Genomic DNA, 18,099 nt, shown 5'->3' on the forward strand with positions numbered 1-18,099 from the left:
TGCGCATTACTGCAGCAGAGAAATGTCCGCCACACGCAGGAACAGCTCGCGCAGTTTTTCGAGCATAGAGAGACGGTTGATACGCAGATCTTTATCTTCTACGTTCACCATCACTTTCTCGAAGAAGGCGTCGATCACTTCGCGCAGTTCAGCCAGTTCTACCAGCGCTTCCTGATAGCGACCTTCTGCGAAGACCGGCTCCAGCTTGTCACGCAGCACCACAACCAGCATCGCCAGGGCGATCTCTTCCGGCTCTTTCAGCGTCGCGGCATTTACACGCTCGTTCAGCTTTTCGTCGGACTTCGCCAGAATGTTGGAGACGCGCTTGTTAGCCGCAGCCAGCGCAGATGCCGCTTCCAGAGTACGGAAGTGGGACACCGCCTTCATACGGGCATCGAAATCGGCCGGACGGGTTGGACGACGCGCCAGCACCGCCTGAATGGTGTCAACAGCGAAGCCTTCGTCCTGATACCAGGCGCGGAAACGACCGAGCATGAAGTCGATCACTTCATCCACCACTTTCGCGTTGGTCAGCTTGTCGCCATACAGACGCACCGCTTCTTCGGTGAGCGTTTGCAGGTCAAGGTTCAGGTTCTTCTCAACGATGATGCGCAGCACGCCCAGCGCAGCACGACGCAGCGCAAACGGGTCTTTGTCGCCTTTCGGATGCTGACCGATACCGAAGATACCCGCCAGGGTGTCCATCTTATCGGCGATCGCGACGGCGCAGGCGACCGGGTTAGACGGCAGATCGTCACCGGCAAAGCGCGGCTGATACTGCTCGTTCAGGGCCACGGCTACATCTTCCGCTTCGCCATCGTGGCGCGCGTAGTGCATGCCCATCACACCCTGGGTGTCGGTAAATTCGAACACCATGTTGGTCATCAGGTCGCATTTAGAGAGCAGGCCTGCACGGGTGGCGTGATTCACGTCGGCACCAATTTCACGGGCGATCCAGCCGGACAGCTCCGCGATACGGTCGGTCTTGTCGCGCAGCGTACCCAGCTGTTGCTGGAACAGCACGGTCTGCAGGCGCGGCAGGTGATCTTCCAGACGCTTTTTACGGTCGGTATTAAAGAAGAACTCGGCATCTGCCAGACGTGGACGCACCACTTTCTCGTTACCCGAGATAATCTGGATCGGATCTTTCGATTCGATGTTCGCTACGAAGATGAAGTTTGGCAGCAGTTTGCCGTCGTTGGCATAGACCGGGAAGTACTTCTGGTCGCCCTTCATGGTGTGAACCAGAGCTTCTGCCGGAACGGCCAGGAATTTCTCTTCGAACTTCGCGGTCAGCACGACCGGCCATTCCACCAGCGAGGTGACTTCTTCCAGCAGGCTGTCGCTCAGATCAGCGTTACCGCCGATCTTACGTGCCGCTTCTTCCGCATCCGCTTTAATACGGGCTTTACGCTGTTCGTAGTCAGCAATGACTTTACCGCGCTCCAGCAGGATCTGCGGATACTGGTCGGCATTGTCGATGGTGAACTCCGGCTCGCCCATAAAGCGGTGGCCACGGATCACGCGATCGGACGCAACACCCAGAATGGTGGCAGGAATAACGGTATCGCCCAGCAGCAGGGTCACGGTGTGAACCGGACGCACAAAGTGCACGTCGCTTGCGCCCCAGCGCATCAGCTTTGGAATAGGCAGTTTAGCCAGCGAGGTGGCGATCATGTTTGGCAGCAGCGCTTCGGCGCTTTCGCCTTTCACATGGGCGCGATAGAGCAGCCACTCGCCTTTGTCGGTGGTCAGGCGTTCGGCCTGGTCAACGGTGATCCCGCAACCACGCGCCCAGCCTTCTGCCGCTTTGCTCGGCTTGCCTTCGGCATCGAATGCCTGCGCAATGGCCGGGCCGCGCTTTTCAACTTCGCGATCGGGCTGGGATGCCGCCAGGCTTGCCACTTTCAGCGCCAGACGGCGCGGAGCAGCAAACCACTCGATTTTACCGTGTGCGAGGCCAGCGTTATCCAGCTCGGCAGTCACGTTCGCAGCAAAGGACTCCGCCAGGCTGCGCAGGGCTTTTGGTGGCAGCTCTTCGGTGCCAATTTCCACCAGGAAAGTTTTCTCAGACATGGCCGCCTCTTATTTGTTTCGGTTGCACATCGGGAAGCCAAGGGCTTCACGGGACGCATAGTAAGCTTCTGCAACGGCTTTGGTCAGGGTACGAATACGCAGAATGTAGCGCTGACGTTCAGTCACGGAGATGGCTTTGCGGGCGTCCAGCAGGTTGAAGCTGTGGGCGGCCTTCAGAATACGCTCGTAGGCTGGCAGCGGCAGCGGAGTCTCCAGCGCCAGCAGCTGCTGGGCTTCTTTCTCGTACTGCTCGAAGCAGGTGAACAGGAAGTCCACATCCGCGTATTCGAAGTTATAGGTGGATTGCTCCACTTCGTTCTGATGGAACACGTCGCCGTAGGTTGTTTTACCCAGCGGGCCGTCGCTCCAGACCAGGTCGTAAACGCTGTCTACGCCCTGAATGTACATTGCCAGACGTTCCAGACCGTAGGTGATCTCACCGGTGATCGGTTTACATTCCAGACCGCCAACCTGCTGGAAGTAGGTGAACTGCGTCACTTCCATGCCGTTCAGCCACACTTCCCAACCCAGACCCCAGGCACCCAGCGTTGGGTTTTCCCAGTTATCTTCCACGAAACGAATGTCGTGAATGGTCGGATCCATACCCAGCTCTTTCAGCGACCCGAGATACAGCTCCTGGATATTGTCCGGGGAAGGCTTAATCACCACCTGGAACTGATAGTAGTGCTGTAAGCGGTTCGGGTTTTCACCGTAGCGACCATCGGTCGGACGGCGGGATGGCTGCACATAGGCAGTCGCCATTGGCTCTGGCCCCAGCGCGCGCAGGCTGGTCATTGGGTGTGAGGTGCCGGCGCCAACTTCCATGTCCAGTGGTTGAACAATGGTGCAGCCCTGGCGAGCCCAGTAATCCTGTAAGGTCAGGATCAGGCCCTGGAAGGTCTTAGTATCAAACTTTTGCATAGTATTTCGTGCTGGATACGTGTGGTTTTGAATGGAGGGGATCAGTATACCCGTCGGATGCAAGATATACAGTACGAAACGGGGTTGTTTAGGGAAAATTGGGAAATAAGCATAGCTGACAACGCACTCAAGGCGCAGCCAGCTCATCACGCGGCGGTCTTAACGCATCGAAAGGTGTAAAAAACGGCCCTCTGCGTCAAAAGAACAGATGAAACTCTCATTGCGGGCAGTGAAACCCTGCAGTTCATAGCTTCCCTGGAACTGTTCGAATGCAGTGACGTCGATTTTTTGCGCACCGGTATTATAGCGCTGAGCCGCCCGATCCTTACACAGCTGCTCCATGTCCAGCGAACGTACCGGACTGACTTTCTTCGTTTGTGCTTGTTGCGTCGGCGCCGTCTCCTGAGCCACGCAGCCAGCCAGTAACGCAGGCAGCAAAACCCACATTGCACGCATCATCATTTTTATTACCGCCCTGCACTGTGGCTGTTATTTTTAAACTCTAAACTTTATAGATTATCGCCCGGCATTCTGCGAATCTCACCGCCCCGGCACAAGCAGGGTGATGCAAACTCAGAATTTTCCAGTGAGCGTCTTTAGCAATACCACAGTCAGACTCTTTTTAATGCGTAAACAGAGGAATAGATGCAGGAAAAAATTAACTGGATTGATAATCTGCGGGGAATTGCCTGTTTAATGGTGGTAATGATCCATACCACAACCTGGTATATCACCAATGCCGCAAGCGTCAGCCTCGTTAACTGGGATATTGCTAACGTTCTCAACTCCGCCTCGCGCGTGAGCGTGCCGCTGTTTTTCATGATCTCCGGCTATCTCTTTTTTGGCGAGCGCAGCGCGCAGCCGCGCCACTTTTTACGCATCGGTCTGTGTTTGCTCTTTTACAGCACCGTGGCGTTCCTCTATATCGTGCTGTTTACCTCGATTAACAGTGAGCTGTCCCTGAAATACCTGCTGCAAAAGCCAGTGTTCTATCACCTGTGGTTTTTCTTCGCCATTATTGTCATTTATCTGCTCTCCCCGCTGCTGCAGGTAAAAAGCGCGAACGGCAAAATGCTGCTGGCGCTGATGATCGTGATTGGCATCGTGGCCAACCCGAACACCGTCTCGCAAAAGATTGACGGTTTTGAATGGCTGCCGATCAACCTGTATATCAACGGCGACACTTTCTATTACGTGCTATACGGCATGCTGGGCCGCGCCCTTGGAATGATGGACACCCGCAAACGCTGGCTGAATAGTATTTGCGCCGCGCTGTTTATTGCTGCGGTCGCCATTATCTCCCGCGGGACGCTGCATGAGCTGCAGTGGCGCGGCACCTTCGCCGATACCTGGTATCTCTACTGCGGCCCGATGGTCTTTATCTGCGCAATTTCACTCTTTACCCTGGTGAAAAACACGCTCAATACGCGCCCCCTGCCGCTGCTGGGGTTAATTTCACGTAACTCGCTGGGGATCTACGGCTTTCATGCGCTGGTGATCCACGCGCTGCGAACGCGAGGCGTGGAGTTAAAGAACTGGCCGTTGCTGGATATCGTCTGGATCTTCTCGGCCACACTGGTGGTCAGTCTGCTGCTCTCAATGCTGTTGCAGCGGATTGATACACGCAGGTTTGTCAGTTAGGTGCGGCTGCGTGCCCGGCCAGCAAAATGTTCAGGCCGGGTAAGGCGAAGCCGCCACCCGGCGCTGTTTCATGACATCAGCGGCAGAAGCTGCTGATAGATCTTACGGAACACGTCACGTTGCTCGACATAGCGGGCATGACGCCCGGCATCCGGGGTGTGCTGTTGTTCCAGCGTCAGCTGTGGCAGCAGCGCGGATAAGGGTTTATCCGGGTTCACCGCGATCTGCGCCAGCCGCGCCGCGCCCAGTGCAGGCCCGACGTCGCCGCCGGTACGGTAATCCAGCTGCTGCCCACTGATATCCGCCAGCATCTGACGCCAGTAAGGGCTGCGCGCCCCGCCGCCGATCAGCGTAATGCTGGTGGGTTTAAGGCCGCACTCATGCACAACATCCATCCCATCGGCCAGGGCATAACCCACCCCTTCCAGCACCGCACGCGCCAGTTCGGCCGGGCCATGCTGATGGGTTAAGCCAAAGAACCCCCCTTTTGCCTGCGGATTGTTATGCGGCGTGCGCTCACCGGAAAGATAGGGTAAGAACCAGAGGGTGCCTGCGTTTTCATCGGCCTGCTGCGCGGCATCGAGCAGGGCCGGAACGCTGCCTAATCCGGTCAGTTTTGCCGCCCAGTCCAGGCAGGACGCCGCACTGAGCATCACGGACATCAGGTGCCATTTGCCGGGTAATGCATGGCAGAAGCTGTGCACTGCGCTGTCAGGGTTACTGCGATAACCGTCACTCACGGCAAAGTAGACCCCGGAGGTGCCCAGCGACAGCATCGCCTGCCCGGCATCCGCCATCCCCACGCCAACCGCTCCCGCGGCGTTATCTCCGCCCCCTGCCACGACCGGAACGGCTGGCATGTTCCACTGCTGTGCGACTGATGGCAGCAGTGTGCCTGTTAGCTCACAGCCTTCGAACAGCGCGGGCATATGGTTGCGGGTGAGATGGCAGGCGTCGAGCATCGTCTCGCTCCAGTCGCGTTTTGCCACGTCGAGCCACATGGTGCCTGCCGCATCGGACATATCGCTGGCGAACTCACCTGTCATCCGCAGACGCAGATAATCTTTTGGCAGCAGCACCTTCGCCACCTGGCTAAAAATCTCGGGTTCATGACGCTGAACCCACAATAATTTTGGTGCGGTAAAGCCCGGCATCATCAGGTTGCCGGTGATATCTCGCGAGGTTGGCACGCGCTCTTCCAGCAGAGCGCACTCTTCACCGCAGCGGCCATCGTTCCATAAAATCGCCGGGCGCAACACGCGATTGTCCTTGTCCAGCAGCGTGGCGCCGTGCATCTGCCCGGCAATCCCCAGGGCTTTGACCTCTCCCAGAGAGTGCTGCTCGCCCAGCGCTTTCAGGGCGCGATCCGTTGCTAACCACCAGGCTTCAGGATCCTGTTCAGACCAGAGCGGGTGTGGCCGTGAAACGTGCAGCTTTTCTGTTTGCGTTGCCAGCACCTCGCCCTGTTCATTTAACAGAATGGCTTTCACACCCGATGTGCCAAGATCGATCCCGATATACATATCGTGGGTTCCTTAAAAAGTGTAGGCCGGGCAAGCATAGCGCCGCCCGGCGATACCCATTACTTATCGAACAGGTAATGATTCACCAGGTTTTCCAGCAGCTCCTGATGGCCACTCTGGTGCTGCGGCGCCAGATTATGCTGTTCAGCGTACTTCGCCAGCTCCGTCAACGATAACTGGCCTTTCAAAATTTGCTGGCCCAGCTCACTGTTCCAGCCGCCATAGCGTTTCGCCACGCGCTTATCCAGCTCGCCATCTTCAATCATGCGGGCTGCCACTTTCAGCGACAGCGCCATCGTGTCCATCGCGCCAATATGACCATAGAACAGGTCGTATTTATCGGTACTTTGACGACGCACTTTGGCGTCAAAGTTTAGGCCGCCAGTGGTGAACCCACCCGCTTTGATGATTTCGTACATGATGAGCGCGTTTTCTTCCACGCTGACCGGGAACTGATCGGTGTCCCAGCCCAGCTGCGGATCGCCGCGGTTGGCATCCACAGAGCCGAAAATGCCCAGCGCAATGGCGGAAGCGATCTCGTGGTGGAACGAGTGGCCAGCCAGGGTCGCGTGGTTGGCTTCGATATTCACTTTGATCTCTTTTTCCAGCCCGAACTGTTTCAGGAAACCGTATACAGTGGCCACGTCGTAATCGTACTGATGCTTGGTTGGCTCCTGCGGTTTCGGCTCAATCAGCAATGTGCCCTGGAAACCAATTTTGTGTTTATGTTCCACCACCATCTGCATGAAGCGGCCAATCTGCTCGCGTTCCTGACGTAAATCGGTGTTGAGCAGCGTTTCGTAGCCCTCGCGCCCGCCCCACAGAACGTAGTTTTCACCGCCCAGCTGATGGGTCGCGTTCATCGCCGTCACCACCTGGGTAGCCGCCCAGCTGAACACTTCAGGATCCGGGTTAGTGGCAGCCCCTGCGCCATAACGCGGATGGGTAAAGCAGTTGGCGGTGCCCCACAGCAGCTTCACGCCGCTCTGCTGCTGTTTTTCCGCCAGCACATCGACCATCTGCGCGAAGTTATTCAGGTACTCTTTCAGCGAAGCGCCTTCCGGGGAGACGTCCACATCGTGGAAGCAGTAATACGGCACATTCAGCTTATGGAAGAACTCAAAGGCGACGTCCGCTTTGCGCTTCGCCAGCTCCAGTGCATCGCCCGGCTGCTGCCATGGGCGGTCGAACGAACCTACGCCAAACATATCGGCCCCGCTCCAGCAGAAGGTATGCCAGTAGCAGGCGGCGAAACGCAGGTGATCTTCCATGCGCTTACCCAACACCAGCTCGTCCGGGTTGTAATGACGAAACGCTAAAGGATTAGAGGATTTCGGGCCTTCATAACGAACGCGATCGAGTTGATCGAAATAAGCTTGCATAGTGAGCTCCATAATCAGGGATGCGGCAAAAAGAAGATACTGGAGTAATACTGAATAGTGATCGCAAGTTGCTCAATTACGTTATTTCACTCTGCTATTGAGAGAATGCACAAACGTGCGCTGGCTCGCAAAATTAATTTGCAGTCAAACGAAATCTACAGCGTAAATTCCAGAATCATGTGTAATTAATAAGTTATGTAATTTAAAATCAGATCGCGGTCATAAATTCGCAAATAAACCAAATATCATAACGAGAAGATAAAAATCTGTAATTGCCAGTCTGCCATTCCCCGTTAAGAATTTGCTACGTCTCTTGCAATGATTGTTTCTTTTATCTCAGCAACCTAACCCTACAAAAGGCAATACAATTATGAAGATAAAGAACCTGTGCCTCACTCTTTGTGCATCGCTGCTACTGGCGAGTACGGCGAGTCATGCAAAAGAAGTCAAAATCGGCATGGCGATTGATGACCTCCGTCTGGAGCGCTGGCAAAAAGACCGCGATATTTTTGTCAATAAGGCAGAAGCATTAGGTGCAAAAGTTTTTGTGCAATCTGCCAATGGCAATGAAGAGACCCAAATGTCGCAAATCGAAAATATGATAAACCGCGGCGTCGATGTGCTGGTTATTATTCCGTATAACGGTCAGGTTTTAAGTAACGTGGTGAAAGAAGCCAAACGCGAAGGCATTAAAGTACTGGCCTATGACCGTATGATTAATAACGCCGACATCGATTATTATATTTCTTTCGACAATGAAAAAGTCGGTGAATTACAGGCGCAAAGCCTGGTGGCGAAAGTGCCGCAGGGCAATTATTTCCTGATGGGCGGCTCACCGGTGGACAACAACGCCAAATTATTCCGCGCCGGACAGATGAAAGTGCTGAAGCCTTATATTGATGAGGGCAAAATCAAGGTCGTGGGCGACCAGTGGGCGGATGGCTGGTTGCCAGAAAATGCGCTGAAAATCATGGAAAACGCCTTAACTGCCAACAATAACAAAATTGACGCCGTTGTCGCGTCCAACGATGCCACCGCAGGCGGCGCTATCCAGGCACTCAGCGCCCAGGGCCTGGCCGGGAAAGTCGCGATCTCCGGGCAGGATGCAGACCTTGCCGGGGTGAAACGGATTGTGGCAGGCACCCAGACCATGACGGTCTATAAACCGATCACTGAGCTGGCCACCAACGCCGCGGAAATCGCCGTTGAGCTGGGCAATGGCCAACAGCCTAAAGCCGACGCCAGCTTAAACAACGGCCTGAAAGATGTGCCGTCCCGACTGCTGACCCCTATCGAAGTCAATAAAGAGAACATTGACGCCACCGTAGTTAAAGACGGTTTCCACAAAAAGAGCGAACTGTAATCCATCATCGCCCCTGCCTGGCGGGGGCGTATCGACTTGTTCTGTTTTCCTTCGGGTCATGTGGGGCAGTTATGGCTTATCTCCTTGAAATGAAAAGTATCACTAAGGCGTTTGGCGCGGTGAAGGCCGTGGATAACGTCAGCCTGCGCTTAAATCCCGGCGAGATCGTCTCGCTGTGCGGTGAAAATGGCTCCGGCAAATCGACGTTAATGAAGGTGCTGTGCGGTATTTACCCTCACGGCAGTTATGACGGCGAAATTGTGTTTGCTGGCGAAACCCTGCAGGCCACGCACATCCGCGACACCGAACGCAAAGGCATCGCCATCATTCACCAGGAGCTGGCGCTGGTGAAGCACCTGACCGTGCTGGAGAACATTTTTCTCGGTGCCGAGATTACCCGTCACGGGGTGCTGGATTACGACACCATGACCCTGCGCTGCGAAAAGCTGCTGGCGCAGGTGAGCCTGGCGATCTCCCCTGACACCCGGGTGGGCGATCTTGGTTTGGGGCAGCAGCAACTGGTGGAGATTGCCAAAGCGCTCAACAAACAGGTGCGGCTGCTGATCCTCGATGAGCCGACCGCGTCACTGACGGAACAGGAAACCGCGGTATTGCTGGACATCATTCGTGACCTGCAACACCACGGTATTGCCTGCATTTACATCTCCCATAAGCTCAACGAAGTGAAAGCCATCTCGGACACGGTCTGCGTCATTCGCGACGGGCAGCATATCGGCACCCGCGAAGCGCAGGGGATGAGCGAGGACGACATCATTACCATGATGGTAGGCCGCGAGCTGACCGCGCTCTACCCTGGCGAACAGCATACCCTTGGGGAAGAGATCCTGCGGGTGGAACACCTTACCGCCTGGCATCCGGTTAATCGCCATATCAAGCGGGTGAATGACGTCTCTTTTTCCCTGCATCGGGGTGAAATCCTGGGCGTCGCCGGGTTGGTCGGCGCAGGACGCACTGAGGCGGTACAGTGCCTGTTCGGGGTCTGGCCCGGGCGCTGGGAAGGCAGCATCTTTATTGACGGGAAGCCGGTCGAGATCAAAAACTGTCAGCAGGCCATTGCCCAGGGTATCGCGATGGTGCCGGAAGATCGTAAAAAAGACGGCATCGTGCCGGTGATGGCGGTGGGTAAAAACATCACTCTCGCCGCATTGGATCAGTTCAGCGGTAAGCTGAGCAGTCTGGACGACGCCGCCGAACAGCACTGTATTTTACAGTCCCTGCAACGCCTGAAGGTCAAAACATCCTCCCCGGATCTCGCCATTGGCCGTCTGAGCGGCGGCAATCAGCAGAAGGCGATTCTCGCCCGCTGCCTGTTACTCAACCCGCGCATCCTGATCCTCGATGAACCCACTCGCGGGATCGATATCGGTGCGAAATACGAAATCTACAAGCTGATCAACCAGCTGGTCCAGCAGGGTATCGCGGTGATCGTGATCTCTTCGGAACTGCCTGAAGTGCTGGGCCTGAGTGACCGGGTGCTGGTGATGCACGAAGGAAAACTGAAAGCCAACCTGAACAACCAGAACCTGACGCAGGAACAGGTAATGGAAGCCGCATTGAGGAGCGAACGCCATGTCGAAAAGCAATCCATCTGAATTAAAAGCCACGGCGCCTGCACCGGGTCTGTTTTCTGGGTTAAAAGCGCTTAATTTGCAAGTGTTTGTGATGATTGCCGCCATTGTGGTCATCATGATGTTCTTCACCTGGACAACCGATGGCTCGTATCTCAGCGCCCGTAACGTCTCCAATCTGCTGCGTCAGACCGCCATTACCGGCATTCTGGCGGTGGGGATGGTGTTCGTCATTATCTCGGCGGAGATCGATCTCTCTGTAGGCTCAATGATGGGTCTACTCGGCGGGCTGGCGGCCATTTTCGACGTCTGGCTTGGCTGGCCGCTGCCGCTTACAATCGTCGTGACCTTGATCCTCGGTTTACTGCTCGGCACCTGGAACGGTTGGTGGGTGGCCTACCGCAAAGTGCCGTCGTTTATTGTCACCCTGGCGGGAATGCTGGCCTTCCGCGGCATCCTGATTGGCGTGACCAACGGCACCACCGTCTCCCCTACCAGCGCCTCCATGTCGCAGATCGGCCAAAGCTATCTCTCCGGCGGGGTCGGTTTTAGCCTTGGCGCGATTGGCCTGATGGCCTTTGTTGCCTGGCAGTGGCGTAGCAGAATGCGTCGTCAGACCTTAGGGTTAGCCACGGCGCCGTCCACTGCGGTTGTTGGACGCCAGGCGCTGACGGCGGTGATTGTTCTTGGGGCCATCTGGTTGCTGAACGACTATCGCGGTGTGCCGACACCGGTGCTGCTGCTGGTTCTGTTGATGCTGGCTGGCATGTTTATGGCTACCCGCACAGCTTTTGGCCGCCGCATTTATGCCATTGGCGGCAACCTCGAAGCCGCACGCCTGTCCGGGATCAACGTTGAGCGCACCAAGCTTGCCGTTTTTGCCATTAATGGGTTGATGGTCGCTGTGGCGGGTCTGATCTTAAGCTCGCGCCTGGGGGCCGGTTCGCCGTCGGCGGGGAACATTGCCGAACTCGATGCCATCGCCGCCTGCGTCATTGGCGGCACCAGTCTGGCAGGGGGGATCGGCAGCGTGGCCGGGGCGGTGATGGGTGCCTTTATTATGGCGTCGCTGGATAACGGAATGAGTATGATGGACGTCCCGACATTCTGGCAGTATATCGTTAAGGGTGCCATTTTGTTGCTGGCGGTATGGATGGACTCCGCCACTAAAAGGCGCGCCTGAGGATGCTTTATCATTTGTTATTGATTCTGGAAGAAGAGCGCCATGTTTGAGAAGCGTCACCGCATTACGTTGTTATTCAATGCCAATAAAGCCTATGACCGCTAGGTCGTAGAAGGTGTGGGTGAATACTTGCAGGCGTCGCAGTCCGAATGGGATATCTTCATTGAAGAAGATTTCCGCACGCGGACTGACAACATCAAAGACTGGCTGGGCGATGGCGTTATCGCAGATTTTGATGATGCCGTTATCCAGCAGTTGCTGGTCGATGTCGACGTTCCCATCGTCGGCGTCGGCGGCTCCTACCACAAGCCGGAAAATTACCCTCCCGTTCACTATATCGCGACCGACAATCACGCTCTGGTGCAGAGCGCGTTTCTCCATCTGAAAGAGAAAGGCGTGCACCGCTTCGCCTTTTATGGCCTGCCCGTTTCCAGCGGCAAAGGCTGGGCGGCGGAACGTGAATATGCCTTCTGCCAGCTGGTGGCAAAGGAGAAATATCGCGGCGTGGTTTACCAGGGCCTGGAAACCGCACCGGAAAACTGGCAGCACGCCCAGAACCGTCTCGCCGACTGGCTGCAAACTCTGCCGCCACAAACCGGCATTATCGCCGTGACCGATGCCCGCGCCCGGCATGTGCTCCAGGTTTGCGAACATCTGCACATTCCGGTGCCGGAAAAGCTGTGCGTTATTGGTATCGATAATGAAGAGCTGACGCGCTACCTGTCACGGGTGGCGCTGTCGTCGGTGGCACAGGGAACCCGTCAGATGGGTTATCAGGCCGCCAAGCTGCTGCACCGTCTGTTAGACAACGAAAACTTGCCCCTGCAGCGCCTGCTGGTGCCGCCGGTACGCGTTGTGGAGCGGCGCTCAACCGACTACCGCTCCCTGAACGATCCGGCAGTGATTCAGGCGATGCACTACATTCGTAACCACGCCTGCAAAGGCATTAAAGTGGATCAGGTGTTGGATGCAGTAGGGATTTCGCGTTCAAATCTGGAGAAGCGTTTTAAGGAAGAGGTGGGCGAGACGATCCATGCGGTTATTCACGCTGAAAAGCTGGAGAAAGCCCGCAGCCTGCTGATTTCAACCTCGCTTTCCATTCACGAGATTTCACAGATGTGCGGTTATCCGTCGCTGCAGTATTTCTATTCGGTATTTAAAAAAGAGTATGACACCACGCCGAAAGAGTATCGCGATCGCTACAGTGAAGTATTGGTTTAAATAAAAAAGGCCTTCCGTAAGGAAGGCCTTTTTTTACTATTACATATGGGCGGCGATTAAGCGCTGGTTATCCTGGTACATCGCAAACAGATAATTGTTATAGCGTTGTCCCTGAGTTGAGTAACCTTTCAGCTTATGGATCATGGTGCTTGCCGTCACTTCCTGGTCTGCTTTACGCAATTGTGCGCGCGACTTACGGAAAGATTTATAAGCCGGATGCGTGTTCAGGTTAACAACATACGCATTCACGGAATCTTTTACCGATTCAAATTGTGAGTAGCCTTTCACTTTGCCCGGTGCATTATTACAACGCCCTTTCGCACATTTCATGCCGAAGAGGTTGTTATTACTGCGGGCCAGTTTCGAGGTACCCCAGCCACTTTCGGCGGCTGCCATAGTTGCGACCATGCTGCCTGGAATAATATCTACGCGCTCTAACAGAGCGTTCCACGGCACACGGCGCGTGTTTCCGTTCCAGCTCACTTTATAGCGTTTTGAAATTTCTTTCAGACGCGTGCGTTCAGATGGCGACCAGCGGCTATCGTACTGTTTGGAGATCAACCAGTTACGATCCGCAGTAATCGCGGCATTTTGACTTGTAATGTAAGGCATTACCGTCCGGAGAAACGCTTTTTTCCTTGGTGTCCCGGAAGGGTATTTTCGCAAATCAGGAAGTGAACTACTCTTTGCACTATTGCGAGAATACTCTTGTTTACTGCTAACCTTACTACTTGTCGTCTTTATGACGTGGGCCTTCTTACTCGTTGTATCTGTGTGCGTCTTCGCAAGCACCTCACCAGAAATAGCCATGGTGAGTAACATGAGTATCGCGGCCCCATATCGTCGAATGGGAGTCGATATCATTAGGTCTCCTGGTCGGATAGAAACATTCCAACACCTTATTTTTTTCGTAAAATGAGAGGCGAATCTCAGATCCTAGCAAAAATAGACGAGAAGAGCATTCAAAGAAATAGTCTAAATCCGAAACCCTGTCACCTGGAAATCGCTCGCTTAAGCATCATTTTCACCAAAACGTGCTCAATATCGCAGTTAAACAGCCAGATAAGCGTGAGATCACTCACCCTCATCGCTCCTCCCTGCGCGATAGCGCCAGGGGATGAGTTAGCCCTCTACAATAGATGGCAAACTGAACAAAATGCTGTGACAGGAAACCGGTATGAAACGTTCCGCTCTCGCTCTTCTTCTCTTGCCTGCCATGGCCAGCGCCGACTGGTCAGCGCCGGGTTTTCCAGCCTTTACCGCCGAAGGTTCGGGGGTATTCACGGCACAGGCAAAGCTGACGAAGGGTACCCGCCCGCTGACATTGAGTTTTGACAAGGCGTGCTGGCAGCCCACAAAGGCGATAAAACTCAATGAGATGATGTCACTCAAGCCTTGCGAAGGCGATCCGGTGCAGTGGCGCCTGTTTCGCGATGGCGATTATCAGGCGCGGATTGATACCCGTTCCGGCACACCCACACTGATGCTGACCGTCGCCAGCGAGAGCGAAAAGGCGGCGACCCGCGTGGTGCGCCAGTGTCCGAAATGGGACGGCAATCCCTTAACGCTCGACGTCAGCAGCACCTTCCCGGAAGGAAGCGTGGTCCGTGATTTTTACAGCAAACAGACCGCCACGGTGCAACAGGGCAAAATTACCCTGCAACCCGCGCCGGGCAGCAATGGCCTGCTGTTACTGGAGCGTGCAGAGACGGATAAACCCGCCCCGTTCAGCTGGCAAAACGCCACCGTCTATTTTGTCCTGACCGACCGGTTTGTGAATGGCGATCCGGGCAACGACAACAGCTACGGACGCCATAAAGATGGTATGCAGGAGATCGGCACCTTTCACGGCGGCGACCTCAAAGGTCTCACCAGCAAACTGGATTACCTGCAACAGCTCGGCGTCAACGCCCTGTGGATCAGCTCGCCGCTGGAGCAGATCCACGGTTGGGTCGGCGGCGGCACCAAGGGTGACTTCCCCCATTATGCCTATCACGGCTACTACACCCAGGACTGGACCCGGCTTGATGCCAACATGGGTACAGAAGACGATTTACGCCATCTGGTGGATGAAGCCCATCGCCGGGGGATCCGCATCCTGTTTGACGTGGTGATGAATCACACCGGTTACGCGACCCTGGCAGACATGCAGGAGTACCAGTTCGGCGCCCTCTATCTACAGGGTGATGAGCTGAAGAAAACCCTGGGTGATCGCTGGACCGACTGGAAGCCTGCCGCCGGGCAGAGCTGGCACAGCTTTAACGACTACATTAATTTCAGCGATAAAGCCGCATGGGAAAACTGGTGGGGCAAAAAGTGGATACGCACCGATATTGGCGATTACGACAACCCCGGTTTCGACGATCTGACCATGTCGCTGGCCTTCCTGCCGGATCTGAAAACCGAATCCACCACCCCGTCGGGCCTGCCGAATTTCTATCGCCATAAACCCGACACAGGGGCACAACTCGTCGATGGCTATACGCCCCGGGATTATCTCACCCACTGGCTGAGCCAGTGGGTACGGGATTACGGGATCGACGGTTTCCGCGTTGATACCGCCAAGCACGTTGAGCTGGCCGGCTGGAAACAACTGAAAGACCAGGCCAGCGCCGCGTTAACAGCCTGGAAGCAGGCTAACCCGGAGAAAAAACTCGACGATGCGCCTTTCTGGATGACCGGCGAATCCTGGGGGCACGGGGTAATGCAGAGCGATTACTATCGTCATGGCTTCGATGCGATGATCAATTTTGATTACCAGGAGCAGGCGGCGAAAGCGGTGGAGTGCCTGGCCGACATCGACCTCACCTGGCAGCAGATGGCGGAAAAGCTGCAGGGCTTTAACGTCCTGAGCTATCTCTCCTCCCACGATACCCGCCTGTTCCGCGAGGGCGATCAACGTGCGGCAGAGCTGCTGTTACTGGCTCCGGGCAGCGTACAGATATTTTATGGCGATGAATCCGCGCGGCCCTTTGGCCCAACCGGCTCCGATCCGCTACAGGGGACGCGCTCCGACATGAACTGGCAGGATATCAGCGGTTCACAGGCGGCGACCGTTGCCCACTGGCAGCGGCTCGGACAGTTCCGCGCCCGCCATCCGGCGGTAGGGGAAGGCACGCAAACCACGCTGACGATGCCTCAGGGCTACGGCTTTGTGCGTGAACATCAGGGGGACAAAGTGATGGTGGTCTGGGCGGGTAATCGCTAGCGTCTACCTGTGCCCCCTCTTCCTCACGGGAGAGGGGGCCGATCGTGCAAAGCGTTTTGTCGGGATGACGCAGCCCGGCGGGCAGTGAAGCACAGAATTATTCGCTGCCTGATGGCAAACTAATAACACAAAACCGCACTTCCCCGTTTCCACGCTGATTTGCACCCACGCAGTTGTAGGGTTATGGTGAGCCACACTTAGAATAGGCTCGACAGAACACCTGCTATGACTTTTTCACTTTTCGGCGACAAATTCACCCGCCATTCAGGCATTACCCGCCTGATGGAGGATCTCAACGACGGGCTGCGCACACCGGGCGCCATCATGCTCGGCGGCGGTAACCCGGCACAAATTCCAGAGATGAACGCCTATTTTCAGACGCTCCTCGCTGACATGCTGGAAAATGGCAAAGCCACTGATGCGCTGTGCAATTATGACGGCCCACAAGGGAAAACCGAGCTGCTCGCCGCGCTGGCGGAGATGCTGCGCGACACCCTCGGCTGGGAGATTGAACCACAGAATATTGCACTGACAAACGGCAGCCAGAGCGCGTTTTTCTACTTATTTAACCTCTTCGCGGGCCGACGTGCCGACGGCACCACTAAAAAAGTGCTCTTCCCGCTAACGCCGGAGTACATCGGTTATGCCGACTCCGGCCTTGAGGACGACCTTTTCGTCTCCGCGCGCCCTAACATTGAGCTGCTACCGGAAGGCCAGTTCAAATATCACGTCGATTTTGAGCATCTGCATATTGGTGAAGAGACGGGGATGATCTGCGTCTCGCGTCCGACCAACCCAACCGGGAACGTGATCACTGACGAAGAGCTGATGAAGCTGGATGTGCTGGCTAACCAGCACGGCATTCCGCTGGTGATTGATAACGCCTATGGCGTGCCCTTCCCGGGCATCATCTTCAGCGAAGCACGCCCGCTGTGGAATCCGAACATTGTTCTGTGCATGAGTCTGTCCAAACTGGGGCTGCCGGGCAGCCGCTGCGGGATCATCATCGCCAATGAGAAAATCATCACCGCCATCACCAATATGAACGGCATTATCAGCCTGTCTCCGGGTGGGATTGGCCCGGCAATGATGTGCGAGATGATTAAGCGCAACGATCTGCTGCGCCTGTCCAATGAAGTGATTAAGCCGTTTTACTATCAGCGCGTACAAGAGACGATCGCTACCATCCGCCGCTATTTACCGGAAGATCGCTGCCTGATCCATAAACCCGAAGGGGCGATTTTCCTCTGGCTGTGGTTTAAGGATCTGCCGATCACCACTGAACTGCTGTATCAGCGCCTGAAAAAACGTGGGGTGTTGATGGTGCCGGGAGATTACTTCTTCCCGGGGCTGGATAAACCCTGGCCGCACACTCACCAGTGCATGCGCATGAACTATGTCCCGGACCCGGAAAAAATCGAAGCCGGGGTGAAAATTCTGGCGGAAGAGGTCGAGCTTGCCTGGCAGGAAAACGGTCTCTGACGGTTTACGTCAGAAAGCGCAGCCGTTCGGCGCGTAATCTGGCGGGATCGACGCAGCGTAACGCGTAAGTTGGGCAGGCCGCGACACAGGCCGGCCCCTCCTGGCGGTGCGCGCAACGGTCGCATTTCAGCGCCTGAACCTGTTCAGCATGCCCGGTCACCTGCATCGCCCCGAACGGACAGGCCAGCATGCAGCTTTTACAGCCGATACAGCGCGCCTGATCTACCTGCCAGACACCCGCCAGTCGCTGAATAGCCTGGGTCGGGCAGACGTTGGCGCAGGGCGCATCCTCACACTGGTGACAGGTGACCGCCGTGGTAAACATACCGCCCTTTACCACCCGGATACGCGAAGTAAAGGTGCCAGGCGTAACGGCCGCACAATTCTGATCTTCCTGATGCGACACCACACAGGCCACTTCGCAGGTGCGACAGCCAATACATTTCGCCGGGTCCGCCATAATAAAGGGATTCATCGCCTGCTCCATCCTGACTCAAAAAGTCAGGTTGC

Annotated in this window: 13 protein-coding genes and 1 pseudogene; 7 read left to right on the forward strand and 7 right to left on the reverse strand. The window is 55.6% G+C overall.

Annotated elements, in window-relative coordinates; translation table 11 throughout:
- Positions 1 to 6: 6 nt before the first annotated feature.
- The 3 genes from glyS to C3F35_RS10870 all read right to left on the reverse strand — a co-directional run bounded on the left by glyS (position 7) and on the right by C3F35_RS10870 (position 3,459).
- Complete coding sequence (gene glyS, locus C3F35_RS10860; RefSeq protein ID WP_103793345.1) at positions 7 to 2,076, reverse strand: glycine--tRNA ligase subunit beta; 2,070 nt, start codon at positions 2,074 to 2,076, stop codon at positions 7 to 9.
- 9 nt (positions 2,077 to 2,085) lie between these two features.
- Positions 2,086 to 2,997: a glycine--tRNA ligase subunit alpha gene (gene glyQ, locus C3F35_RS10865; protein ID WP_003860141.1), complete on the reverse strand. Its 912-nt coding sequence runs from the start codon at positions 2,995 to 2,997 to the stop codon at positions 2,086 to 2,088.
- Positions 2,998 to 3,156: 159 nt separating this feature from the next.
- Positions 3,157 to 3,459, reverse strand: a complete 303-nt coding sequence (locus tag C3F35_RS10870) for a YsaB family lipoprotein (protein ID WP_032615810.1) — start codon at positions 3,457 to 3,459, stop codon at positions 3,157 to 3,159.
- A 183-nt stretch (positions 3,460 to 3,642) separates the two neighbouring features.
- Here C3F35_RS10870 and C3F35_RS10875 point away from each other — a divergent pair, with 183 nt between their 5' ends.
- A complete protein-coding gene (locus tag C3F35_RS10875; protein ID WP_103793346.1) occupies positions 3,643 to 4,638 on the forward strand; it encodes an acyltransferase in 996 nt (331 codons plus the stop codon).
- 68 nt (positions 4,639 to 4,706) lie between these two features.
- On the opposite strand, the gene xylB is transcribed toward C3F35_RS10875, so the two are convergent.
- Together xylB and xylA are read right to left on the reverse strand one after the other, a co-directional pair.
- The gene (gene xylB / locus C3F35_RS10880) at positions 4,707 to 6,161 is read right to left on the reverse strand and encodes a xylulokinase (protein WP_103793347.1); all 1,455 of its coding nucleotides are present in this window, start codon (positions 6,159 to 6,161) and stop codon (positions 4,707 to 4,709) included.
- Between the two features lie 59 nt (positions 6,162 to 6,220).
- A complete protein-coding gene (gene xylA, locus C3F35_RS10885) occupies positions 6,221 to 7,543 on the reverse strand; it encodes a xylose isomerase (RefSeq protein WP_098946276.1) in 1,323 nt (440 codons plus the stop codon).
- Between the two features lie 370 nt (positions 7,544 to 7,913).
- Between xylA and xylF the strand changes: the two genes are divergently transcribed.
- From xylF to xylR, 4 genes and pseudogenes are all read left to right on the forward strand, one after another.
- On the forward strand, positions 7,914 to 8,906 hold the full coding sequence (xylF, locus tag C3F35_RS10895) for a D-xylose ABC transporter substrate-binding protein (protein ID WP_032615802.1): 993 nt from the start codon (positions 7,914 to 7,916) through the stop codon (positions 8,904 to 8,906).
- A gap of 71 nt (positions 8,907 to 8,977) precedes the next feature.
- Positions 8,978 to 10,519, forward strand: a complete 1,542-nt coding sequence (locus C3F35_RS10900) for a xylose ABC transporter ATP-binding protein (protein WP_032615800.1) — start codon at positions 8,978 to 8,980, stop codon at positions 10,517 to 10,519.
- Positions 10,497 to 11,678, forward strand: a complete 1,182-nt coding sequence (gene xylH, locus C3F35_RS10905; protein WP_077226486.1) for a xylose ABC transporter permease XylH — start codon at positions 10,497 to 10,499, stop codon at positions 11,676 to 11,678. Before C3F35_RS10900 ends, xylH begins: the two co-directional genes overlap by 23 nt.
- A gap of 42 nt (positions 11,679 to 11,720) precedes the next feature.
- A pseudogene (gene xylR / locus C3F35_RS10910) lies at positions 11,721 to 12,899 on the forward strand (D-xylose utilization transcriptional activator XylR).
- A 39-nt stretch (positions 12,900 to 12,938) separates the two neighbouring features.
- Here the strand turns inward: xylR and C3F35_RS10915 are convergent.
- Positions 12,939 to 13,763, reverse strand: a complete 825-nt coding sequence (locus C3F35_RS10915; RefSeq protein WP_032615794.1) for a protein bax — start codon at positions 13,761 to 13,763, stop codon at positions 12,939 to 12,941.
- Positions 13,764 to 14,076: 313 nt separating this feature from the next.
- Here C3F35_RS10915 and C3F35_RS10925 point away from each other — a divergent pair, with 313 nt between their 5' ends.
- Both C3F35_RS10925 and avtA read left to right on the forward strand, forming a co-directional pair.
- On the forward strand, positions 14,077 to 16,107 hold the full coding sequence (locus tag C3F35_RS10925) for an alpha-amylase (RefSeq protein ID WP_103793348.1): 2,031 nt from the start codon (positions 14,077 to 14,079) through the stop codon (positions 16,105 to 16,107).
- 225 nt (positions 16,108 to 16,332) lie between these two features.
- Positions 16,333 to 17,589 (forward strand): valine--pyruvate transaminase, encoded by a 1,257-nt coding sequence (gene avtA / locus C3F35_RS10930; RefSeq protein WP_059308989.1) that lies wholly within the window; start codon positions 16,333 to 16,335, stop codon positions 17,587 to 17,589.
- 4 nt (positions 17,590 to 17,593) lie between these two features.
- Here the strand turns inward: avtA and C3F35_RS10935 are convergent, their stop codons facing one another.
- Complete coding sequence (locus C3F35_RS10935) at positions 17,594 to 18,064, reverse strand: 4Fe-4S binding protein (protein ID WP_103793349.1); 471 nt, start codon at positions 18,062 to 18,064, stop codon at positions 17,594 to 17,596.
- Positions 18,065 to 18,099: the final 35 nt, after the last annotated feature.

Source organism: Leclercia sp. LSNIH3 (assembly GCF_002935105.1).
Classification (GTDB): Bacteria; Pseudomonadota; Gammaproteobacteria; order Enterobacterales; family Enterobacteriaceae; genus Enterobacter; species Enterobacter adecarboxylatus.

Bases quoted from the DNA above. Each gene is read 5' to 3' on its own strand.
- C3F35_RS10900 (WP_032615800.1), top strand. From the start codon at position 8,978: ATGGCTTATCTCCTTGAAATGAAAAGTATCACTAAGGCGTTTGGCGCG.
- C3F35_RS10935 (WP_103793349.1), bottom strand. From the start codon at position 18,064: ATGAATCCCTTTATTATGGCGGACCCGGCGAAATGTATTGGCTGTCGC.
- xylA (WP_098946276.1), bottom strand. From the start codon at position 7,543: ATGCAAGCTTATTTCGATCAACTCGATCGCGTTCGTTATGAAGGCCCG.
- C3F35_RS10870 (WP_032615810.1), bottom strand. From the start codon at position 3,459: ATGATGATGCGTGCAATGTGGGTTTTGCTGCCTGCGTTACTGGCTGGC.
- C3F35_RS10915 (WP_032615794.1), bottom strand. From the start codon at position 13,763: ATGATATCGACTCCCATTCGACGATATGGGGCCGCGATACTCATGTTA.
- avtA (WP_059308989.1), top strand. From the start codon at position 16,333: ATGACTTTTTCACTTTTCGGCGACAAATTCACCCGCCATTCAGGCATT.
- xylF (WP_032615802.1), top strand. From the start codon at position 7,914: ATGAAGATAAAGAACCTGTGCCTCACTCTTTGTGCATCGCTGCTACTG.
- xylB (WP_103793347.1), bottom strand. From the start codon at position 6,161: ATGTATATCGGGATCGATCTTGGCACATCGGGTGTGAAAGCCATTCTG.
- xylH (WP_077226486.1), top strand. From the start codon at position 10,497: ATGTCGAAAAGCAATCCATCTGAATTAAAAGCCACGGCGCCTGCACCG.
- glyS (WP_103793345.1), bottom strand. From the start codon at position 2,076: ATGTCTGAGAAAACTTTCCTGGTGGAAATTGGCACCGAAGAGCTGCCA.
- C3F35_RS10925 (WP_103793348.1), top strand. From the start codon at position 14,077: ATGAAACGTTCCGCTCTCGCTCTTCTTCTCTTGCCTGCCATGGCCAGC.
- C3F35_RS10875 (WP_103793346.1), top strand. From the start codon at position 3,643: ATGCAGGAAAAAATTAACTGGATTGATAATCTGCGGGGAATTGCCTGT.
- glyQ (WP_003860141.1), bottom strand. From the start codon at position 2,997: ATGCAAAAGTTTGATACTAAGACCTTCCAGGGCCTGATCCTGACCTTA.